Annotated in this window: 15 protein-coding genes; 3 read left to right on the forward strand and 12 right to left on the reverse strand. The window is 60.7% G+C overall.

From position 1 onward, the window contains the following. Window positions 1–5: 5 nt before the first annotated feature. The 4 genes from NOM67_RS14400 to NOM67_RS14415 are packed head-to-tail and all read right to left on the reverse strand — an operon-like array spanning window position 6 to window position 3,564. Window positions 6–782, reverse strand: a complete 777-nt coding sequence (locus tag NOM67_RS14400) for an ABC transporter permease (protein ID WP_255938136.1) — start codon at window positions 780–782, stop codon at window positions 6–8. Further along, complete coding sequence (locus NOM67_RS14405; protein WP_040068741.1) at window positions 775–1,674, reverse strand: ABC transporter permease subunit; 900 nt, start codon at window positions 1,672–1,674, stop codon at window positions 775–777. Before NOM67_RS14405 ends, NOM67_RS14400 begins: the two co-directional genes overlap by 8 nt. Next, entirely contained in the window at window positions 1,674–2,507 is an 834-nt protein-coding gene (locus NOM67_RS14410; protein ID WP_041210062.1) for an alkaline phosphatase family protein, read from the reverse strand. Before NOM67_RS14410 ends, NOM67_RS14405 begins: the two co-directional genes overlap by 1 nt. A 10-nt stretch (window positions 2,508–2,517) precedes the next feature. Next, on the reverse strand, window positions 2,518–3,564 hold the full coding sequence (locus tag NOM67_RS14415; RefSeq protein WP_033115526.1) for an ABC transporter substrate-binding protein: 1,047 nt from the start codon (window positions 3,562–3,564) through the stop codon (window positions 2,518–2,520). Window positions 3,565–3,776: 212 nt separating this feature from the next. On the opposite strand from NOM67_RS14415, the gene NOM67_RS14420 reads away from it, so the two are divergent. After that, a complete protein-coding gene (locus NOM67_RS14420) occupies window positions 3,777–4,589 on the forward strand; it encodes a UTRA domain-containing protein (RefSeq protein WP_255938137.1) in 813 nt (270 codons plus the stop codon). 40 nt (window positions 4,590–4,629) lie between these two features. On the opposite strand, the gene NOM67_RS14425 is transcribed toward NOM67_RS14420, so the two are convergent. Both NOM67_RS14425 and dcuC read right to left on the reverse strand, forming a co-directional pair. Continuing rightward, the gene (locus tag NOM67_RS14425) at window positions 4,630–5,394 is read right to left on the reverse strand and encodes a helix-turn-helix transcriptional regulator (protein ID WP_255938138.1); all 765 of its coding nucleotides are present in this window, start codon (window positions 5,392–5,394) and stop codon (window positions 4,630–4,632) included. A gap of 430 nt (window positions 5,395–5,824) precedes the next feature. Then, the gene (gene dcuC, locus NOM67_RS14430; RefSeq protein WP_033115529.1) at window positions 5,825–7,195 is read right to left on the reverse strand and encodes a C4-dicarboxylate transporter DcuC; all 1,371 of its coding nucleotides are present in this window, start codon (window positions 7,193–7,195) and stop codon (window positions 5,825–5,827) included. Between the two features lie 372 nt (window positions 7,196–7,567). Between dcuC and NOM67_RS14435 the strand changes: the two genes are divergently transcribed. Next, window positions 7,568–7,735 carry a hypothetical protein gene (locus NOM67_RS14435; protein WP_255938139.1) on the forward strand — a complete coding sequence of 56 codons (168 nt, stop codon included), beginning with the start codon at window positions 7,568–7,570 and terminating at the stop codon, window positions 7,733–7,735. 360 nt (window positions 7,736–8,095) lie between these two features. Next, complete coding sequence (locus NOM67_RS14440; protein WP_042030191.1) at window positions 8,096–8,722, forward strand: porin family protein; 627 nt, start codon at window positions 8,096–8,098, stop codon at window positions 8,720–8,722. Between the two features lie 71 nt (window positions 8,723–8,793). Here the strand turns inward: NOM67_RS14440 and NOM67_RS14445 are convergent, their stop codons facing one another. The 6 genes from NOM67_RS14445 to recC form a co-directional block, all read right to left on the reverse strand. After that, complete coding sequence (locus NOM67_RS14445; protein WP_255938164.1) at window positions 8,794–9,792, reverse strand: diguanylate cyclase domain-containing protein; 999 nt, start codon at window positions 9,790–9,792, stop codon at window positions 8,794–8,796. A gap of 448 nt (window positions 9,793–10,240) precedes the next feature. Further along, window positions 10,241–10,891, reverse strand: a complete 651-nt coding sequence (locus NOM67_RS14450; protein ID WP_139709516.1) for a hypothetical protein — start codon at window positions 10,889–10,891, stop codon at window positions 10,241–10,243. A gap of 359 nt (window positions 10,892–11,250) precedes the next feature. After that, window positions 11,251–12,003, reverse strand: coding sequence for a hypothetical protein (locus NOM67_RS14455; protein WP_255938169.1), 753 nt, complete (start codon window positions 12,001–12,003; stop codon window positions 11,251–11,253). A gap of 87 nt (window positions 12,004–12,090) precedes the next feature. After that, a complete protein-coding gene (gene recD, locus NOM67_RS14460; protein ID WP_255938171.1) occupies window positions 12,091–14,154 on the reverse strand; it encodes an exodeoxyribonuclease V subunit alpha in 2,064 nt (687 codons plus the stop codon). Continuing rightward, window positions 14,151–17,759 (reverse strand): exodeoxyribonuclease V subunit beta, encoded by a 3,609-nt coding sequence (gene recB, locus NOM67_RS14465; RefSeq protein ID WP_255938173.1) that lies wholly within the window; start codon window positions 17,757–17,759, stop codon window positions 14,151–14,153. Before recB ends, recD begins: the two co-directional genes overlap by 4 nt. Continuing rightward, a complete protein-coding gene (recC, locus tag NOM67_RS14470) occupies window positions 17,759–21,112 on the reverse strand; it encodes an exodeoxyribonuclease V subunit gamma (RefSeq protein WP_255938175.1) in 3,354 nt (1,117 codons plus the stop codon). Before recC ends, recB begins: the two co-directional genes overlap by 1 nt. Between the last annotated feature and the right edge of the window lie 68 nt (window positions 21,113–21,180).

Raw genomic sequence — 21,180 nt, forward strand, 5'->3', positions numbered from 1 at the left:
TTGATTCACCGATGAAATCTGTTGGCCGCCCAGGTGAGCAGCAGGGTCAGCAGGAAGTAGCTCATCACCAGTGCGCTGGTGAAGTGGCCCGAGGTGGCGCGCATGTTGTAGAGGTAGACCTGCAGGGTCTCGTAACGGGTGCCCACCAGCATGTTGGCGAACACGAACTCGCCGAGCAGGAAGGAAAGGGAGAGAAACAGCGCCGCCAGCAGCCCCTTGCGCAGGCAGGGGATCACCACCAGCAGAAAGGCACGCCGACTGCTCGCCCCCAGCAGGTGGGCGGCATCCATCAGATCTTTCAGCGGCACCCCTTGCAGACTGTTGGCCAGCGCTCGGTACATGAAGGGGAGCACCACGGTGAACCAGGTGCCGATCAGGATCCACGGCGTGCCGATAATCGGCAGCACGCCGTCGGCGTAGATCTGCAGCAGCCCCACTGACGAGACCACAGGTGGCACCGCGAAGGGGAGCAGGATCAACAGGTTCATCCAGGGATCCAGCTTGGGGAAGTAGTAGGCCACCACCAGCACGGTCGGCACCAGCACCAGGGTCCCCAGCAGCAGGGTGGCGAAACAGGCCAGGAGGCTCCGGCCAAACGCCGCCAGAAAGCGCGGGTCGCCCCACAGCTTGAGATACCAGTCGAGGGTGAAGCCATCCGGCAGCAGGGTCGCCCCCCAGCGGGTAGAGATGGAGTAGAGAAAGGTAGCCAGCAGCGGTAACAGCAGGGTGGCAACCAGCCCACCCAACACCCACTTGGGCCAGCGCGGCGTCAAATCATGCATGGGATTGCCCCTTGTTCACATAGCTCTTTTTCAGCAGCCACTGGTTGGCGGCCGTCACCACTCCCAGCAGCACCATCAGGATCACCGCCAGCGCCGCCGCCATATTGGGCTCGAGGAAGATGTCGCCGGAGACCAGGCTGGCCACCCGGATGGTCACCAGATTGAAGTTGCCGGTGGTGAGGGCGTAGGCAGAGGCATAGGCCCCCACCGCGTTGGCAAACAGGATGATCAGGGTGCCGAGCAGGGCTGGAGTCAGCACCGGCAGCGCCACGTGCCAGACATACTGCCCCTTGCTCGCCCCCAGCAACGCGGCGGCCTGCGGCCACTCATCCTGCAGCGCATCGAACGCCGGATAGAGCAGCAGCAGGGCGAGCGGGATCTGGAAATAGGTGTAGATGAGGATAAGGCCGCTGCCCGAATAGAGGTTGAAGCCGTCTATCAATCCCCAGGATTTCAGCAGCAGGGTCACTGCACCGTTGATGCCGAGAATGATGATGAAGGCGAACGCCAGCGGCACCCCGCTGAAGTTGCCGGTCATGGTCACAAAGGCCAGCAGCACCCGCTTGACCCGCTCGCCGCTGTGGCGCAGCGCGGCTGCACCGAGGGTGCCGATAGCAAGCCCCGCCAGACTGGCGATACCGGCGATGCGCAATGAGTTGCCGAACGATTGCAGGTAGAAGGGAGAGCTCAAAATCTCCCGGTAGTAGTCGATGCCCCAGCCATCGGGGGTCTGGAAACTGCCCACCAGCACCCACACCATGGGGGCGAGCTGGAACAGGATCATCAAGAGGATAAACGGCAGCAGCACCAGCGCGGGCAGCCAGTGGCGGCGCACCTTCTGCTTGGTTGCCACGGGTTGATCCACCAGGATCTCGGTGGTTGCAGGCATCATCAGTGCACCTCGCGCATAAAGGCGGCCTTGAGCAGCGGTGGCGCTGCCGGCTTGTCGTGGGACACCCCCAGCAGATCCGCCATCAGGGCGCAGAGCTGGGTCTGGGCAATCGCCACCCCATCCGGCCAGCGCTCGACGAAGGCATCGCCAAACAGCCAGAGCGGCACGGTGCGCTCTTCGGGCAGGGTGCCGCCGTGGCTCAGGTCGTTGTTCATGCCGTGATCCGAGGTGACCACCACCTGATACCCCTCCGCCAGCCACTGGGGCAGCAGATCGGCCAGCAGGCTATCCATGCGGCGCGCCTGATTGCGGTACTGGCGGGAGTCGAAGCCAAACTTGTGGCCCGCATCATCCACCCCCATCGGGTGGATCAGCAGAAAATCGGGATCGTACTGGCTGCGCAGCCACTCGCCGTCCATCAGCAGATGGCTGTCGGGGTAGTTGTCATCCCAGTAGAAGCAGCCGTGCTGGATCGGCAGCTGCTCGTCGTGAGTAAAGCGATCGCGGGCCGCCAGCCAGGGGCTCTTGTTGTAAAGCTCGCTCACCCAGTAGTAGGCCGCCGCTGCGGTGCGTTTACCCGCGGCGCGGGCCAGATGGAAGATGGAGTCATGCAGACTGAGACGGCTCACCCCGTTGTGGGTGATGCCGCTCGCTACCGGCGGAACGCCGGTCAGGATGCACTCGTAGAGAGGCCGGGAGAGGGATGGCAGGGCGCAGCTGAGGGTCGTATAGAGGCCACGCTCCGCCTCCACCATGCCTGCGAGGTAGCCCATCCCATGGGCTACCCCGGCAGAGAGGCCATCCACAAGTACCACTATCACCTTGTGTTGCACTGGCCGCTCCTTACTGCATGTAGATCATGACGTTCTCTTGCCACTGACGCGGCAGGGCCTTGGAGCTCTGCTCCCAGGCGGCGTGATCCTGCACCGGCTTGGCCTTGGCATACTGCTCGGCCGGCAGCAGCTTGGCCTTCACGTCATCTGGCAGCGCAACGTTGCTGCGGATCGGGCGGGCATAGCCGCGGGCCAGGTTGATCTGACCGGCATCGGAGAGGATGTATTCCCGCGCCAGCTTGGCGGCGTTGGGGTTCTTGGCCCACTTGTTGATGATGGTGGTGTAACCGGCGATGACGGAGCCGTCGCTCGGGATCACCACTTCAAACTTCTTGGGGTCGATCTGGTCGCGGTAGTTGAGGGCGTTGAAGTCCCACAGCACACCCACTTCCACCTCGCCCTTCTCGATGTTGGCGATGGTCGGGTCGTTCAGCGACAGGCGACCCTGCTGGGCCAGCTTGCCGAACAACTCCAGGGCGGGCTTGAGATTCTTCTCGCTGCCACCGGTGGCGTAGGCCGCCGCCAGCACGCCGTTGTTGGCCTGGGAGGCAACACCCACATCACCCAGGGTCACCTTGTAGTTGCCGCCCAGCAGGGATTGCCAGCTGGTGGGGGCGGCCTTGACCAGATCCTTGTTGATCAGGAAGGCGATAGTGCCGGTATAGGCCAGCATCCAGTGACCGTCCGCATCCTTGGCCCAGTTGGGAATATCGGCCCAGGTGGAGGGCTTGTAGGGTTGGGTGACCCCCTGCTTGACCGCAACCGGACCGAAGGCGCCGCCCACGTCGCCGATGTCGGCGGTGGCGTTGGCCTTCTCGGCAGCGAACTTGGCGATCTCCTGCGCCGAGCTCATGTCGGTATCCTGATGCTTGATGCCGTAGATGTTGCCGAGCTGCTGCCAGGTATCCTTCCAGTTGGCCCAGCTGTCGGGCATGCCGATACTGCTGAGCTGCCCTTCGCCGCGAGCGGCCTTCTCAAGATCTGCGATATTTTCGGCGGCAAACAGCGGTTGACTGATGGCCACCAGAGCCAGTGCACTTGCGATCACGCTTTTCATCATCCCATCCCTCTGGACTAGGTCAGTTAAGGTTCGAGAGGGATGCTAGAGGGGAAATATGACGGTCGCGGGGCGCTTTGATGGCAGTTTGATGACAATTGCCCTGTCATGTCGCTGTCATCCGCAGCGGTTAAAACTCTGAACCCAAGTGAAGCTGGACTACTCCAGCAAGGGCTGAACCAACAAGGGCCAGGCCAGCCCGCACAGCCAGAATGAGCGACAGGGACATGAGCGTGATTGAACCGAGATTGAGCGAACGGCTAGCGGCAGAGGGCCGCGCCTCCAAGTGTGAACAGATTTGCCAGACCCTGCGCCGCTATATCGGCAGCGGCCAGCTGGCGGCCGGGCAGCAGTTGCCCGCCGAACGGGCCCTGAGCGAGCGTTTTGCTACCACCCGCATCACCATCAAGGAGGCGCTCTCCAGCCTCGAGGCGGATGGTCTCATCTACCGGGCCGAGCGGCGTGGCTGGTTCGTTGCGCCGCCCCGCCTCACCTACGATCCCGCCATCCACACCCACTTTCATCAGTGGATCGGCGAGCAGCAGCGCACCGCCGAAACCCGGGTGCTGGCCCACGGTAGCGAGCTAGCCAGCAGTGAGCTCTGCCGCTGGATGGGGCTGGATCCTTTTACGCCGCTTTACGAGATCCGCCGCCAGCGTCTTATCGACGGCCGCCCGGTGCTCCACGTCAGCCATCATCTGCTGGCCAGCCGCTTTCCCGATATCGCCAGCGCACCGCTGGCCAGCTCCCTCACCGAGCTCTATCAGCAGCGCTATGGCATAGGCCAGGGCGGGGCGAGTCTCGAGATCACCCCCTCGGCGGCGCGCGGCGCCATCGCCCGCGCCCTCAATCTGGCGGAGGGGAGCGCGGTGCTGCGGCTGGTGCGGGTCAACTACGACGAGCGGGGCGCTCTGGTGGATTGCGATATCGAACACTGGCGGCCGGATGCGATCCGTATCTGCCTCGATACCCGGGCGTTGCAACCGGCCACAAGCAGATCGCAGACCGTTCAATTCACGGAATAACCAGACACCAACAGAGCGGATCCCGCAGGATCCGCCGGGATCAGTTGTCGATATTGGGGATCATGTCGTCAAAGCTCTGGTAGCCGCAGTCGGCCAGTTGCAGCGACATGGTGTAGGTCTTGCGGTGCTCCTGCGGGCCGATGGCGGGGCGGTTGAGCTTGAGCTCCTGATGCCAGTACTCCTTCATCCGCTCGATCAACCCCATCGCCTCGCTCTCGTTGAGATGGAGCTGGCAGAGCGCCAGATAGTTGTTCGACTTGTGCATGTTCTCCACCAGATACTCCCCCAGCATCGACATCGCCTGCCGCGCCTGCTGGCGGGCGAAGCGGCTGTGCTGCTCGAAGCTGATCCGCTCGCTGATGAGGAAGTGGTAGCTGTTGTCGATGCCAAGCTGCAAGATGCCGAGCTTCTCCAGCTTGCGCAGATAGAGGTAGCAGGAGGCATCGGTCAGGCTGTACTCCCGCTTGAGATCGATCAACGTCTTGTCGCGCCAGAAGATGTTGGCCAGAAAGGCGTAGAGGCCCGGCTCGTTGTGAAACGCCTCGTCCTGCTCCTGAGTGAAGACGGCGCGCCGGCTCTGGGCATCCTGAGTGCGCTCCAGCAGCTCCTCGAACGAGAGCCCCACCAGATGGCAGATCTCCAGCAGGGTATCGAACGGCAGGGAGGGCTTGTTCATCATCCGTTTGATGGTGGCAATGGAGACCCCCATCGCCTCCGCCAGCGTCTGATAGCGGATCCCCTTGTCGGTCAGGATCTTCTTCAGGGTATCGAGGATCTGGGTGGCCAGGGTCTGGCTGTAGCTCACGGGACTCATCCTTGTTGTTGCATCGTGACTGCATGGTTATGCCGCAGCGGGGTCGCCTCTATTTTTACCGCCAAGGCTCAGATATTGACACCAAAAAGATGGTGGTCGCTCGTAAACGGCTGAAATGGCGCCGAGGCCTGACCAGTTCCGGCCAGCGGTCGCAAAATCTGATACTCGCCAGCGCATATCCTTGAACCGGAAAACATTTTGCTAGTGCTGCATAGCTCATCACGCATACTTTTGTCGTATCGAATTCAAGACCCTTCCTGGTTTAGAAATCGATTGTTTGCTTCCAAATTTGTATTTTTTAAACCGCAAGGTTTTTCCTTTTTCCTGATCTTGAGCGGCGCTTGCAAAAGCACCGCTCTACTCTTTTTTGCGCCATGAAAAACGCCTGCCACAGGGCAGGCGTCAGCAGATGGCAACCCAATCAGATATAGCGAATGGCCGTCAGCGCCATCACCACCGCCATGCTCGCCATCATGGGCACGAAGGTGCGCTTCACCACATCCACCGGACTCAGGTTGGCGATGCCGGAGACCGTGATGATCACCCCCGCCACTGGCGAGATGGTGCGGCCAATGCCGGCCGCGAACAGGATCGGCACCAGCAGCAACAGCGGGTTGATGTCGAACTGGCTGGAGACCAGCGGCACGATGGGAATAAACGCCATCACGGGGGCGTTGCCCGAGCCGGTGATAAAGGCGGTCAGCAGGATAAAGAGCGAGAAGACCAGCGACAGCCCGAGCGGGTTGAGCTCGAACGACTTGGCCAGATCGATCAGCTGGGTGATGGCGCCGATATTGGTGAGACCGGCGGAGAAGAACTCGGCAGCCAGCATCAGGGTCAGCACGCTGCCGAAGATCATCCCGGTGCCGGTCAGCCAGGCCTCGAAGTTGGCGAATGCCTTGTTGAGGGAGCGGTAGCGCAGCGCCTCGATGATGATGCAGAGGGTCATGGTCGACATCATGGCCACCGGAATGGTCATCTTGATGGCGCTGACAAACAGCTCGGAGAAGCCGAACAGAAAGACGAACGGGATCACCGGCAGCAGGGCGTAGTAGCCCGGGGTGTTCTCGTGTTTTGCCTCCAGCTCGTGCAGATATTTGCCCCGCTCGGCGGCGGTGTCATGGCCATCCTTGCGGTCGCAGTAGCGCTGCCACGCGATATTGACGAAGGGGATGATCACCAGCAGCGCGATCTGGAACAGCAGCTGATGGTTCACTACGAACGGCATCACCTCGATATTGATCGCCTTGGCGCCGATCACCGCATTGATCTGGCCGGGGCCAAACTCCCACGCGGTGGGGATGACGATGGTGGCCACCGCCGTCTTGGCGCTGATCCCGGCATTGCGCAGCAGCGGATAGAGGGTGCCCATCAGCAGCAGGGAGAGCGAGGTCGCCCCGGTGATAAAGACGTAAAGGATGGAGACCAGCAGCAGGATGATCGCCAGCAATACATAGGGATTCTTCAGCGCCATGATGGGGCGGGAAGTGGCCTTCACCAGTGCCGCCGAGGCGCCGATCTGGTTGAGGTAGGTGGCCACCCCGGCAATCGCCACCAGGGTCAGACCGGTGGAGGCGAGGCGGGAGTTGGTCACCATGGCGAACTTCTCCCACAGATCGAAAAACCAGAAGCCCTGACTGTTCTCGGCGGGCAGGATCGGGTTGATCCCCGCCCACTGGGCATACGCCAGCAGCACCAGACCCGCGGTCAGCAAGGTCGCCTGCGGATTGAACCGCTTGAGCATGGCGTAGGCGACCAGCCCCACCACCACCAGAATCAATATTGTCGACATATTTATTATCCTTGTTGCAGCACCCGTGACGACCCGATTACATCTGATTGTTATTTCTCATAATCGGGATTCGGCAGCGTATCAGCCGCACCCGGCAAATAGAATTGGTCGATGTGACCAGCGCCGCAATAATAAAGATTTAATCAATAGCGAAACGCTCGGCAAAATATTGCCCTAACACACTCCGGATAATCAGAATGTGGAGCCCTTCAAAGTTGTCGTCAGGCCGCTGTGCGCGCCCTCATAAAATAGCGACTCACCCTGCCCGCCCCCTTTTTTCGTCTCACCCATCGGCAAACGGCGCCGTGGCCAACCGGCCGGTCGGGTTCGGCCAGGTCGGCCCTTGTTCCTCTTGGGGCAGCCAGAGAGCAGATGAACGACCTGCAGCAAAAGCGACCATTGCCGAGCAAAAATGCAGCAACAAAGAGAGTCAAACATCGCCTTTTGCAGATAAAAAATGCAACCAGCCAAAAAATTTTGGCCACCAGCGACGAGATCCGACCGGTCAAAATAACAACAAAAAGTTGGCAATCTGCCTAATTTACAACTGATTAATCATCATTCAGTTTGCAATCAGATGCCCCTCGCGGAGCGAAAAAGAAACCCAAGGGATATCAACCCCCTCCGGCCGATCGGCCAGCAAATAGCCCGGTCACGGTTATTTCGTTTATTTTGGTAATTTATAAATAAAGTGATAACTCTAAATTAATCATTAATTGCCCAATTATTGTTTGCGCCGATTTTTATTTGTAGCAAATCACAGCCGGCACACGGGTTGTTATTGAAAAACGAGCTGACTATACTGCGCCGCCTCGAATACAGGAGTGCAGGAAATATTAATAACTTTCATGGATGAAAGAGTTCAATCACACGCAGTTCACACATCAGGACAGATAATCCATGAACAAGTTTAACAGTGCAGTTGCCCTCTCCCTGCTCGGTCTCACCCTCAGCGGCGCCGCGTGTGCCGAGGGCTGGTATCTCGGTCTGGATCTCACCACCTCCAAAATGGATCTGGATGGCGTGGCCCAGCGAGCGCACGACGCCAACATCATCGACGACCAGCTCGACGGTGGCAGCCTGATCGTCGGCTACCACCTCAACGACTGGCTGGCCATCGAAAGCGGTCTGCATGCCCAGCGCATGAGCCAGCTGATGTGGATCACCAGCCCGGGCCTGACCGGCTTCACCGACACCACCATCGACACCCGCAGCATCAGCCTGGCCGCCAAGCTGAGCCAGCCGCTGGCCTGGGGCTTCAGCGCCTACGCCAAGCCGGGCGTGGCTTACACCAGCACCGAAGTCGAGATGATCGGCAACGGCACCATCCTCGGCATGAGTGTTCAGGGTCGCCGCAGCGAGACCAAGGGTACCGTTCACCCCAATCTGGAAGTGGGCATCGACTACGCCTTCAACGACCATATCTCCGCCGGGATTGGTTACGAGCGCCAGTTCAACGCCATGACCCTGGGTGACGATCACTACTCCCTCGACACCCTCAAGCTGGGCATTCGCTACCACTTCTAAGGCGGCCGCGATCCCATGCAAAAGGGCCGCAGGTTTCACGCCTGCGGCCCTTTCCATTTGCCGTCCCGCCCTCAGCAGATCCGGTTCTTGCCCTGCAGCTTGGCCTGATAGAGCGCCCGATCGGCACGCACCATCAGGCTCTCCTTCTGCTCATCCTGCTCATACTCCGCCAGCCCGAAACTCAGGGTCGCCGGGCCGTGAGGGCAGATCGTCTCGCGCTGCAACAGCAGCTGGAACTTGCTCGCCACCAGTTGTGCCTCGGCATGACGGGTATTGGGCAGCACCACCATAAACTCGTCGCCGCCCCAGCGGGCCAGCAGATCGATCTCGCGAATATGGCGGCGGATCAGCGCCACTATGTTGATCAGGGTCTGATCCCCGGTGTGGTGGCCATAGCTGTCGTTGATCTGCTTGAAGTTGTCCACATCCATGGCGATCACCGTGAAAGGCTGATGGAAGCGCCGTGCCCGCTCGCACTCCAGCTGCAACGCCCGCTCCAGCCGATAACGGCTGGCGGCGCCGGTCAGCGCATCGGTCTCTGCCAGCAGGCGATTCTCGTCCACCTTCCGCAGCAACTCCTCGTTGAGCCGCGCCAGCTCGGCGGTGCGCTCGGCGATCAGCTGCTCCAGCGAGCTGTTGCGCCGCTCCAGCTGCTCCTGCAGCAGCTTGCTGGCGTGGATATTGCGATGGGCGCCGATCATCCGCGCCACCGAGCCATCGGGATTGCGGGCAATAATGTGGCCGCAATCCTCAATCCAGAGGTAATCGCCATCGCGGGTGCGGCAACGATACTCGGCGCGATACTCATGGGCGCTGCCATTGAGGCAGAGATCGAACTTCGCCATCACCGCCGCAATGTCATCGGGATGGATCACGCTCTCCCAGGTAAAAACGGTATTGCCGAGGGAGTGCGGTTCATAGCCCAGCATCTGATACCAGCCGGGATTGCGATAGACAAAGCCGGTATTGGCATTCCAATCCCAGATGCCGTCGCTGATCACCTCCAGAATCCCGTGTACCACAGACTCGCTGAGGTCGGAGATCCTGACCGGATCACTCTCTTTGCCCATATGAGGTCATCCTCTCTTCTTGCCTGCGTCACTCTTGCTTGCCCACCAAACGGCGTTGTCGAGTCGGCGTGAAGCGCTACCTTGGCACACGGCGAAAATCCTGTCAGCCAGAATGCCACTCTCCCCCTGCAATCCGGTTATCGGCTGCTCGCACTGCATGATAAATGGGCCGTTCAGGGCGTCAGCAAGTGTGGTTCAAGTGCAGCCCATTTGCTGACCAATACTCAGGGGCAGCCGTGATGGGAAGTAGACAGAAGGAAAATAGGCAGAGCGTCTACGTAGGGTGTAATAAGCGAAGCGCATTACACCTTTTGCCAGCTCAATATCAGCGGTGCAATTCACTTCGTTCTTTGCACCCTACCCGCCCTCACCCTGCCCTCTCCCACAGGGAGAGGGGATGCGGCATCGGAAATATGCTCGCCAGCCGTGTAGGTTCGATTAGAGAAACTTAATCTGGGCGCGGGAACGAGATTACCCTCTTATTTAGTTGCTGGAGAGCGGTTGGCGGTGAGGGGATAGAAAAATAAGATTTTTCTGGATATACCTTGTAGCTCTCCAGATATGATCCAGCCTCATTAACCCGAGTTTTCACCCATACCTCACCATAATCCCGAATCCGTTCCTTTCCAAGCTTTTTATTACTGTAACAAATATTAAACCAGTACCCAGTATGTTTATCTTTTATCTTTAATCCTGCCTCACAATGCCCGTATTTACCTTTGGATGGTCCGGGGTGAACCACTTTATATTCCGTGTCATAACTGATTATTTTATCTGGATAAAAATAGACGTACATATCATAGCCATTCCATGACGTTATAAACATCATAAAAAAACAATTACCAAAGGCTTTTATGATATATTTTAATGCGTCGCGCCCGGGGCATCGAAAAGCAGTAAATATTGCACCAACCAATCCAAATAGCGCACTTATAGTAATATAGGTGAGCAACTCAGGAACCGAGTCAGCAATCACTGTTTTATGTGACAGTCTGAATGAGAATAGTAAGATTGAAAACCATAGAGCAAGCAGCAATAAAAAACTTCCCCCAAGCAGCATGTTCTTGCGCCGTTCGCTTTTAAAACTATGAATTGTCATTTTACTGCCTGATTTATCATTAAAAACGAAAAATATCCCACCATTTTGCAAGATAAATATGGGAGGTGCAATTCACTTCGTTCATTGCACCCTACCCGATTTTACGAAATGAGTATTGTGTCAACCTGCTCCCCTCACCCTAGCCCTCTCTAGGAGGGAGAGGGGATCACCCAGCATCAGGGATATGGCGTTGGCAATGGCGTGTATAGCCACGGCGCCAAACCTCCCTTCTCCCGTTTATTAGAAAAGGAGGAGAAGGGTCGGGGATGAGGGGGAGGAAAAAAGAGATGAGGCGGTAAACGTTGGGCTTCGCTACGCTCAGCACCAACCTACGAGATAAACTACAAACCATGAAATAATCAGAATGGAATCTCATCATCCCATACATAAAATTTATTTCTAATATCGGATATTTCATTTCTAATTTTTTCTATCTCATCAAGTTTCTCATTGCTTACCACTCTATTTTCAAGTGAATTCAATGCCTTGTCTAGATTATTAGCAAATCGTCCAATATAATCTTTTTGCTCTGAATCTTGTGCTGACAAACTCTTATTTAAATGCTCCAACTGTGCAATGGAAAGACTTAATTTATTGTTCTCTGCACGGAACTCTTTTGATTTAAGTTCGAAGTCAGAAAGCAACTTAGAATATTTCCCCTTCAGGTTTATTATTTCGCGAATGAGCTCTAGCTTTTGCTCTGCCCATAGCTCCAGTTCCTTGTCTTTTAACTTAACAACATATTCATCTGTCGACTCAATTTTTGCGCACACGGTCTCCTTTCTTCTAATAAAGGCATCTTTTTGTGCTTTATTGCTATTTCTGTCTCTAACTTGATCAATGCAATTGTCATGTATAAAGCTGTAGAGCGTATTTAAAATAGGAAGTATTACTAAATATCCAACAGATACTGAAAATGGGATTAACAGATCATCTGTAAACCCCCAACTTTTGCTCTTTATAATGTCAAGCTTCCCTTGGTTACTTTCCAATATAAACCTAGCCACTCCATTTATATTCAAAAACATCCAAGACAAGACGAACGCGCCGATAATAGGATTGTTTAGTCTAGATGTTGCATTATCTTTCAATGACTTAAGTAAATCCTTCATCAATAACCTCTAATCAGAATTGATTCGTGATAATAAGTAGTAAACTTCTTTTCTCATGGCGGTAAATCCCTTTACCGCCGCCATCAATCACTCCCCCAACCTCTCCGCCAATCCGGAATAACGCTCGGTCTTTTTCCGTACCGCTTGTGCCAGCAGGGCGCGATCGCCGTAGAGATCGAGGCGCGCCTTGGCGCGGGTGATGCCGGTATAGACCAGCTCGCGGGTCAGCAGCGGGCTGGGGCTGTCGGGCAGCACCAGCACGGTATGGGCAAACTCGGAGCCCTGAGATTTGTGGATGGTCATGGCGTAGACCGTCTCGTGGGGCGGCAGCCGGCTTGGCAGCAGGGCGCGCAGGGAGCCGTCCGGCTGCTCAAACCACACCTTGAGCCGCCCGCTTTCATCGGGCAGGCAGAGCCCCATATCGCCGTTGTAGAGGCCAACGCCATGGTCGTTGCGCACCACCATCACCGGGCGACCGGCATACCAGTCGCCATCGCGGGCAATCAGCCCAGCCCGTGACAGGGCCAGTTCGAGCCGCTCGTTTAACCCCAGCACCCCGAATGGGCCGTCGCGCAGGGCGCAGAGGATCTGGAAGCTGTTGAATGCCTTGAATACGGCGGCGGGCGCTTCCCCCGCGCGGGCCGCCTTCAGATAGCTGCCGTAACCGGCTACCCCCTGGGCAATCAGGGCGTCGTAAGCCTCCCCGGCCCATGGGTGCAGGCTGATATCGGCGAATCCTGCGCCCCAGACTGATTCCACCGCAGTGGCATCGCCGCTGTTGCAGGCGCGCGCCAGCTGACCGATGCCCGAATGCTGATCAAAGCGCCAGCTCTTGGCCAGCAAGCAGAGGCTGTCGCGCACCGGAGCCCCTGCGGGTGTGCCCTGCAGGCGGTAGCCGGTCTGGCGGGAGAGCCAATCCGCCTGCGCCGGGCTGATGCCCTGTTCGATAAAGCTGCAGATATCGCCGAGCACGGCCCCCGCCTCCACCGAGGCGAGCTGATCCTTGTCGCCGAGCAGGATCAGGCGGGCGTGGCTCGGCAGCGCATCGAGCAGGCGCGCCATCATCGGCAGATCGACCATGGAGGCCTCATCCACCACCAGCAGGTCGAGGTGCAGCGGGTTGCCCGCGTGGTGGCGGAACTGGCTGCGCCCCGGAATGACCCCGAGCAGCCGGTGCAAGGTGCCCGCCTCGGTGGGGATCGCTTCGACCCACTCGGGGGGCAGATCGAGGGCCTGCAGGGCAGAGCCGATACTCTCGGTGAGGCGCGCCGCCGCCTTGCCGGTGGGGGCCACCAGCCGGATCGCTGGCGCCTTGCCCGCTTGCAGGCCGGTCTCCACCAGAATGGCGAGCAGTTTGGCGACCGTGGTGGTCTTGCCGGTGCCGGGGCCGCCGGAGATCACCGCAAAGGGGCGCGCTGCCGCGGTGGCCGCCGCCAGCTTCTGGCCGTTGCAGCAGAGCATCTCGGGCACCAGCGCATCCAGTTTGCTCAAGTCGCTCGCCGCCTGGGCGCTGGTGAGCAGCTCCTCGATGGCGAGCCAATCCACTTCATTGGGGAACACCAGATCCAGATACTTTTCGATAAAGTGGCGGGCGGAGAAGTCGGGGGTGAGGCGGGCCTTGAGCAGCGCCCCGAACACCAACCCATAGTCGCGGGCAAACAGCCGCGACAGGGCCGGGGCAATCTCCGGCCATTCGGCACGTTCACTCAACGCGCGCAGATGGCGGGCCACCCCCTGCTCATGATCGTGGTAACGGGTGAGATAGAGCCGCCCGTGCCACAGCCGCAGCGGCCAGCGCGGGGCGAGCCCGTCATCCTGTTCGGTACCCACGAGCGGGCTTGCCGCAAACAGGGCGGGCCAGCGGGCAGGATCCGCCAGATCAGCCAACAGATCCCGGCTCTGCTGGGGATCCAGCCCGAACGGGCGCAGGGATCCGTCAGTCAACATTTCAAGCGGCAAACAGACATGGCCGCGCCCCAGCTCGAAGCAGGCGAGCGCCGCCCCCAGCACCAGCTCGGGGCTGCCGCCAAGGTCGGCCACCAACCGGGCAAATTGCAGATCCAGCTGGCGGATGCGGCCAGCCAGCGCCAGTGTTTTGAGCCGTTCAACCATCATTGCGCTGGTCGCGGTGCTGATCATGGTGCCGCTCATGCCTCTACCTCGTTTAATTCTGCTGATGAAACACCGCCAGAGCGATCACCATTTCTAAACAACTCATCCAGCCCCAGCACCAGCTCACGGCTCGGGCGGGTATGGAAAATGCCCCCCTGCGGCATCCCGCGCAGGAACAGATAGAAAACGCCGCCAAAATGCTGCTCGAAGTCGTAGCCCGGCAGGCGCAGGGTGAGCAGCCGGTGCAGCGCCAGCGAGTAGAGCTGGTATTGCAGGTCGTAGCGGTGCTCGGCCATCGCCCGCTCCAGCGCCGGACGGCTGTAATCGGCGGGGCTCATGCCGAGGTGGTTCGATTTGTAGTCGAGCAGATACCAGCGCCCCTGCCACTCGAACACCAGATCGATAAAGCCCTTGAGCATCCCCTGCACGGTGGCAAAGCTGAGCGGCTTGTTGCCCCGCGACAGCGGGTCATGCTGCTGGCAGAGGGCGGTCAGCGCCGGTGCCGTCACCCGCCCCATGGGCAGGAAGAACTCCAGCTCCACCTGCTTGCGCTCGGGGGCCAGATCCCTCAGCCGCACCGGCTCGCCAAAGCCCGTTTCCAGCGGGGTATCCAGCACCGCCTCCACCTGCTGTTGCAGCACCGGGGCCCAACTCTCGTCGAAGCCGTCCTGCGCCAGCAAGGTGGCGATATGCTCTGCCAACGGTTCTCCCGCGGCGCTTTGAAAGTCGATGGTCTCGAACAGGCTGTGCAACAGGGTGCCGGGGCGCGCCCCTTTCGGGAAGGTGAAGATGGAAGGCTGGGGCGCCGCCTCCGGTTGCTCGACAGCCAGCGCGGCCGCCTCGGTGACGACCTCGTCATCGAAGCCGGGATTGGCGAGTACGCCCTTGCTGTGACCGTGACCCTGCGCCGCCAGCCCGGAGTAGGAGCTGATCCACCAGTCCCGCTCAAGTGAACCGCTAAAGTGGCGCACCTGCGGCTCGCCCAGCTGCTCCTCCTCTGGCGGCAGCGGGGCTGGACGGGTGAGCGAGGGCTCACCGACGGCCACTCCGGGCAGCGCCTGCGACAGCTCGGTCAGCGCGGTCGCCAGCGTCTGCGCATCCCCCTCTTCGCCCTTTTGCAGCAGGTAGCCGATGGCGGTATGGTGCAGGTCGGTCTTCTCCGACTTGCCAGCCCCCGCCCGCACCGGCGCCAGCCCCAGCCAGGTGGCGTAGACGCCCCGGGTCAGCGCCACATAGAGCAGCCGCAAATCTTCGGCAAGGCGCTCGCGGTCGGCCTCCGCCAAGGAGCCCTCGGCGCCGGTCAGATCGAGAATGGTGCGATTGCCCGCCTCGTCCGCCTCGTGATAGAGCGGGGTCTCGGCGGTTCTGTGGCTACAGATAAAGGGCAGGAATACCAGCGGGTACTCCAGCCCCTTGGATTTGTGGATGGTGACGATCTGCACCAATTTCCGCTCGGATTCGAGGCGCAGTACCTGCTCCGCATCCTGCCCGTTGGGCCTGCTCACCGCCTCCCCCAACCAGCGCAGCAGGGCATACTCCCCGTCCAGCTCGCTGCTCACCTGTTGCAGCAGCTCGCCAAGATGGAGGAAGTTGGTCAGCCGCCGCTCGCCATAGGGGCTCGCCAACAGCGAAGAGGCGAGATTGCGCCGGTGCAGCAGGGCCCTCAGCATCGCCAGCACGCCGCGGCGGTGCCAGATCTTGCGGTACTCCATAAACTCCTGCACCGCGCTCTCCCACGCTCGCTCGTCGCTGGCCAGCCCATCGAGCGCCTTGGCATCGAGATCAAACAGGCCGGTCGCCAGCGCCGCCCGCAGGCTGCGCTCTTCGCTCGGGTTCTGACAGGCGTGCAAAATCAGCAGGATCTCCCGCGCCTCCACCTGCTCCAGCACGCTCTCGCGGTTCGACAGATAGACGGAGGCGATGGCGAGGCGCGCCAGCTCCTGCTGCACCAGCTTGCCCTCGGCGCCGGTGCGCACCAGCACGGCGATATCTCCGGCCTTGACCGCCTTGTCGCCGATCAGCGCCTTGCCCTCGCGGGCCAGGGTCAGCAGGTGGTGGATCTCGGCGGCGGTGGCGCGCGCCATCTTGCTCTGGTAATCCCCCCGGTTGAAGGTGGGCTGGCCGGTCAGCTGCCAGCAGTGGAGCACTGGGGCGGTGGCGCCATCGAGCAGCAGCGCCTTGCTCTTGCCCTGCGCCTCCACCGGCAGGAAGGGGATATCCGCCTCGTAGATAAAGGGATCCTTGGCCCGTTCGAACAAGCCGTTGACCGCCCCCACCAGCGCACTGCTGGAGCGCCAGTTGCGCCCGAGGGTGTAGTGGGCGCTCACATTTCGCCGCGCCTGAATGTAGGTAAAGATGTCGGCGCCGCGAAAGCCGTAGATGGCCTGCTTGGGGTCACCGATCATCAAAAGCGCCGTGTCTGTGTGGCCGCCGTAAAGCCGATGGAAGATGCGGTACTGCTGGGGGTCGGTATCCTGAAATTCGTCGATCATCGCCACCCGGTAGGTGGCGCGAATCCGCTCGCACAGCCGCTCGCCAAGGCTTGAGCCGAGCGCCCCGTCGAGATCTTTGAGCAGGTCATCGAACGAGAGCTGATGAGCCTGCCGCTTGCTGGCCTGCATCCGGCTGCGCACCACCTTGGCGGCCCGTTGCAGGATCAGATCCCGAATGCCGGGGCGGCTGGCCAGCAGCTCGTCTATCTGACTGAACAGCGGCAGGGTCGGCACTGCGCCCCCCTTCTTGAGGTTCTCCTCCAGCACCGTCTGGCCGAAGCGCTCCAGCTCCTTGGGAATGGCGTAACCACTGGCCTCGTCCTGTGCCCAGTCGGCTATCTTGGCAAGCCACCCTTCGTAGTTCTTGCCGGTGTAGCGGCTGATCTGGCCGTCGGTCTGGCGGCGGATCTCGTCCCCTTGCGCCAGCCACTCGCTCTTCACTGCCGCGATGCGACTCATGGCCGCCTGATGGCGAGCGGCGAGGGTCTCATCCCCCAACGCGGGGTGGATCTCAAGCTCGCTGTTGTCGAGCCAGCTGCCCATCTCCCGCAGCAGGGCGGCGGGGCTCGGCCAGAGCGCACGCACGGCGCTGGCGAGGGTTTTATCCACCGGATAGAACTCGGCGCGCCAGTAGTCGCTCACCGCCTGCAACCTGAGCTGGCTGTCGTCGGTGAGAAATTCGGTTTCGAAGAGGGCGCCGGACTCGAAGGCGTTCTGTTTCAGCATCCGCTGGCAGAAGCCGTGGATGGTAAAGACCGCCGCCTCATCCATCTGCCGCTCGGCAGCCAGCAGGCGACGGGCCGCCAGTTCGTGATCGTCCACCTCGGCCAGTAGCATGTTCAGCAGGGCGTCATTGCTATGGCCGCGCATAAAGGCGAGGCGCGCCTCGTGGATACGACCGCGGATCCGCCCGCGCAGCTCGGCGGTGGCCGCTTCGGTAAAGGTCACCACCAGAATTTCGGTCACTGACAACGGCCGCTCGTGGGCGCTGGGCTGACCGGCATCGGCGCCCTCACCGATCATGGGGCCGTGGCCCAGCAGCAGGCGCAGGTAGAGACCGGCGATGGTGTAGGTCTTGCCGGTACCGGCGGAGGCTTCGATCAGTCGTTCACCATGGAGGGGAAAACGCAGGGTATTGAGCGGGTTAGCCATTATTTCAGCTCCTCCAGGGTCTTGAGCAGCGGGGTCAGGTGTTCGCGGGCCAGCGCCTGCAACTGCCCAAGCACCTCGTCATCGAGTTCGGGGAAGCAGCGGGCAACGTAAGGATCTTGCCCCTCCCCATTGATCATCCAGCCGCCGTTGAAACGGGTGAGGGCCGCCTTGTCGGCTGCCTCCGGCTTGTCGGGATCCTTCTCGATCGCCTTGAGCCAATCCCAGGCGGTGTTGGGGAAGAAGGGCAGCGGCCGCTTCATCCCCTGCGCCCAGCACGCCACCAGTGCCGCCAGCTTGGGGCGCGCCTCGTCGGCAGCAAGAGCAGGCAGTCGCAGACTCTGTTTGGCATCGAATAGCAGGGTGTCGCCGGGGGCGCCGCTCAATGAGAGGCAGAGGTGCTGGATCCAGCCCAGCAGCAGATCCTTGCCGTTGAAGCTGCCGGGTTTGACCACCAGCAAGCGCCCCTTCTGGGTGTCGATCCACCCTTGCAGCTGGCCCTGAGTGAGGGAGATATCGATCTCCACCGCCTGTTTTTCTGACTCATTGGCAGCAACCCATGGCCGCAGCCGGTCCGCCAGCTTGCCCATCTCGGCATCCAGATCGTCCAGCAGCAGGCTGCCGAACCACCCTTGCGGCAACAGGCCGGTGAGCTGCAACCGCTCGCGACGCTCGGTACTTTCACCTTCCGCCAGATGGGCATCGAGCAGCAGATCTTTCAGCTGATAATGTTGCAGGCCATCCAGCTCGAACGGCTCGCTGTCCTCGATGTTGGCTTCGTTCAGCTCAAACCACACCTTGAGACGGCGGTTGAGGAAATATTTGGTGGGCTGGCGATAGAAGCGCAGCAGCTCCGCCAGCTCCAGCCCCTGCTCCTTGCCCCATTCGGGGGGGAGAGGCAGCTCGCCGCTCTGGAAGTTGGCCGCGCCGCGTACCGGATTGAGGGCGGGCAACCAGTCGGCGGCATAGGTAAAGAGGCGCGAACCCGCCTCCGGGTAGAAGTAGTTGCGGCTGTAGGGGGTGAGCGGGTGCGCCACCATCAGGTGGTTGAGCAGCCGCTTGCCGGAGGTTTCGTCATCGAGATCCTCATCCCCCGCCAGCACAAAGCCCTGCCGCACATAGTCGATCAGCTCCGCCAGCAGGACCGACGGCACCTTGTCGCTGTTGTCCTGCGCGCTGAAGCCCTGATAGCTGATATAGAGCCCCTGCTGGGCACTCAGCAACGCCTCGAGGAAGAGGTAGCGGTCATCATCGCGACGGGAGCGATCCCCGCGTCGCGACGCCACCGCCATCAGATCGAACCCCATGGGAGCCAGGGTGCGCGGGTAGACGCCGTCGTTCATACCGAGCAGGCAGACCTGCTTGAAGGGGATGGAGCGCATCGGCATCAGAGTGCAGAAGTTGACCTGACCGGCGAGGAAGCGCTGGCTGGAGCGGGACTCTCCCAGCACGCTGCCGAGGTAATCCTGCAACAGATCGGCGGTGATGGGCTGCTCGAAGCGAGCCTCGCCAAGCCGGGTCTGCCACTCGACCAGCTGGCTGCGAATAAGCTGGAGCTGACGCTCTTCATCCTCGTCAGCCAGATAGAAGCGCTCCAGCAGCGCCAGCAGGCAGGCGTTCCACTCGGCTAGCGGCTGCGCCTGTTGCAGCCGGGGCAGAAACTCGGCCAGCGAGTCGACAAACCAGGCGAGCTTGCCGAGCGCCAGCCCCTGCTGCCCCTCGATATCGGCGTAGGGCAGGATGCCCGCCACCGGCTCGCCATCCCCCATGGCAAAGCCGAGCAGCATGCGGCGCAGGCCGAACAGCCAGCTGTTGCCGGACATGGGCGGCAGATCGAAACGGACGGGGTAACCGTCATCCAGCCCCCAGCGGATGCCTGTCTCCTGCACCCAGACCCGCAGCTGGTTGAACTCGTCGTCATCCAGCTCGAAGCGGCGCAGCACGGCGGGCACCTCGAGAATGGCGAGCAGCTCCCCTGCCCCGAAGCGGGCATTGGGCAGCCTGAGCAGGGCGAGGAAGCTCTGCAGCAGCGGGCTCTCCTGACTCGCCGCCCGATCCGATACCGCAAACGGGATCTGGCCGCGCGCGCCAAACACCGCCTGAATGTAGGGGCCGTAGCTGTTCACATCTGGCATCATCACCACCACATCTTTCGGGGTGAGGGTCGGATCCTGCTCGAACAGCGCCAGCAGCCGGTCGTGCAGCACCTCGAGTTCGCGCATCGGGCCGTGGCAGGCGTGGATCTGCAAGGATCCATCCGCCGGATCGATGGGGCTCTTGTGATGGCTGCTGTCGAGATCGAACTGACCGGCGCCTCGCTCGGCCAGCTCCAGCACATCCTTCTGGATGGCATGCAGCAGCTTGATATTGCCCTTGCCATCCAGCTCGTCGATATCGACGAAGGCCTCGATTTGCGGCACCTCCAGCTCCATCAGCTGGTGCAGGTAGTCGCGCCCCAGCTTGCCCATGGAGGCGAGCAGCGGGTTGGCGGGGCCCTGCAATGTCTCGATATCGGTGCCGTGTTTGAGCTTGTTCTCCAGCCGAGCCAGGGTCTTGCGATCCAGCAGATCCCCCCAGTAGTAGCGGCAGGGGTTGGTGACGAACAGGTGCACCTCCACCTCCGGCCGACTGCCGAGGGCCAGCAGCGCCTCCACATAGCGCGGCGGCAGCGCCGAGATACCGAACACGAAGACCCGCTGCGGCAGCTTGCCCGGCAGATCGGCGGTACGCGCCAGCTCGTGGATAAACTCCTCGTAGAGGTTGGCGCGGTGGTAGCCGCTCGGGGAGAGCGCCAGGGTGCGGGCCACCAGCTCGCGCCACAGCTCGGGCTGCCAATCCTGACCGCTCACCCCGACCAGCTCCTGACTCAATCCTTCCCCCTCTTCCCAACGGGCGATCCAGTCCGGCCGATAGACCAGATACTGGTCAAAGAGATCCGCCACCTTCTGGCAGAGCTGCCACAGCCGCACCTGCTCAGGATCCCTGGCGGGATCCTCGTCCTCTCCACCGCCCAAATAGGCGGCGAGCGGGGCAAAGGCGGGGCGATCCAGCAAGGCGGGCAGAATGGTCATCAGCTGCCAGCTCATGGAGCCTTTGTTGTAGGGGCTCTGGCGCGGTACATCCGCCAGCACCCGGGTGAACATCTCCCAGATAAAGCTGGCGGGCAGCGGAAAGTCGATATTGGCGGCGATGCCGAAGGCCTTGGCCAGCTCCAGCTTGAGCCACTGGGCCATGCCCGGACTCTGCACCAGAATCTGCTCCCGATCGAAGGGGTGAGAGAGAGGGGCCTGCCGGATGCGGCTCACCAGCAGCTCTTTGAGCAGATCCAGCTGATTGGAGTGGTAGAGGGTAAACATGAGCAATTCCCGCCTGTGGATGAGAGGGGGCGAGGGAAAAGGCGAGCCATTTCCGTCACTTCACAAGA

The sequence above is a fragment of the Aeromonas sp. SG16 genome, from assembly GCF_024436135.1.
GTDB lineage: Bacteria > Pseudomonadota > Gammaproteobacteria > Enterobacterales > Aeromonadaceae > Aeromonas > Aeromonas jandaei.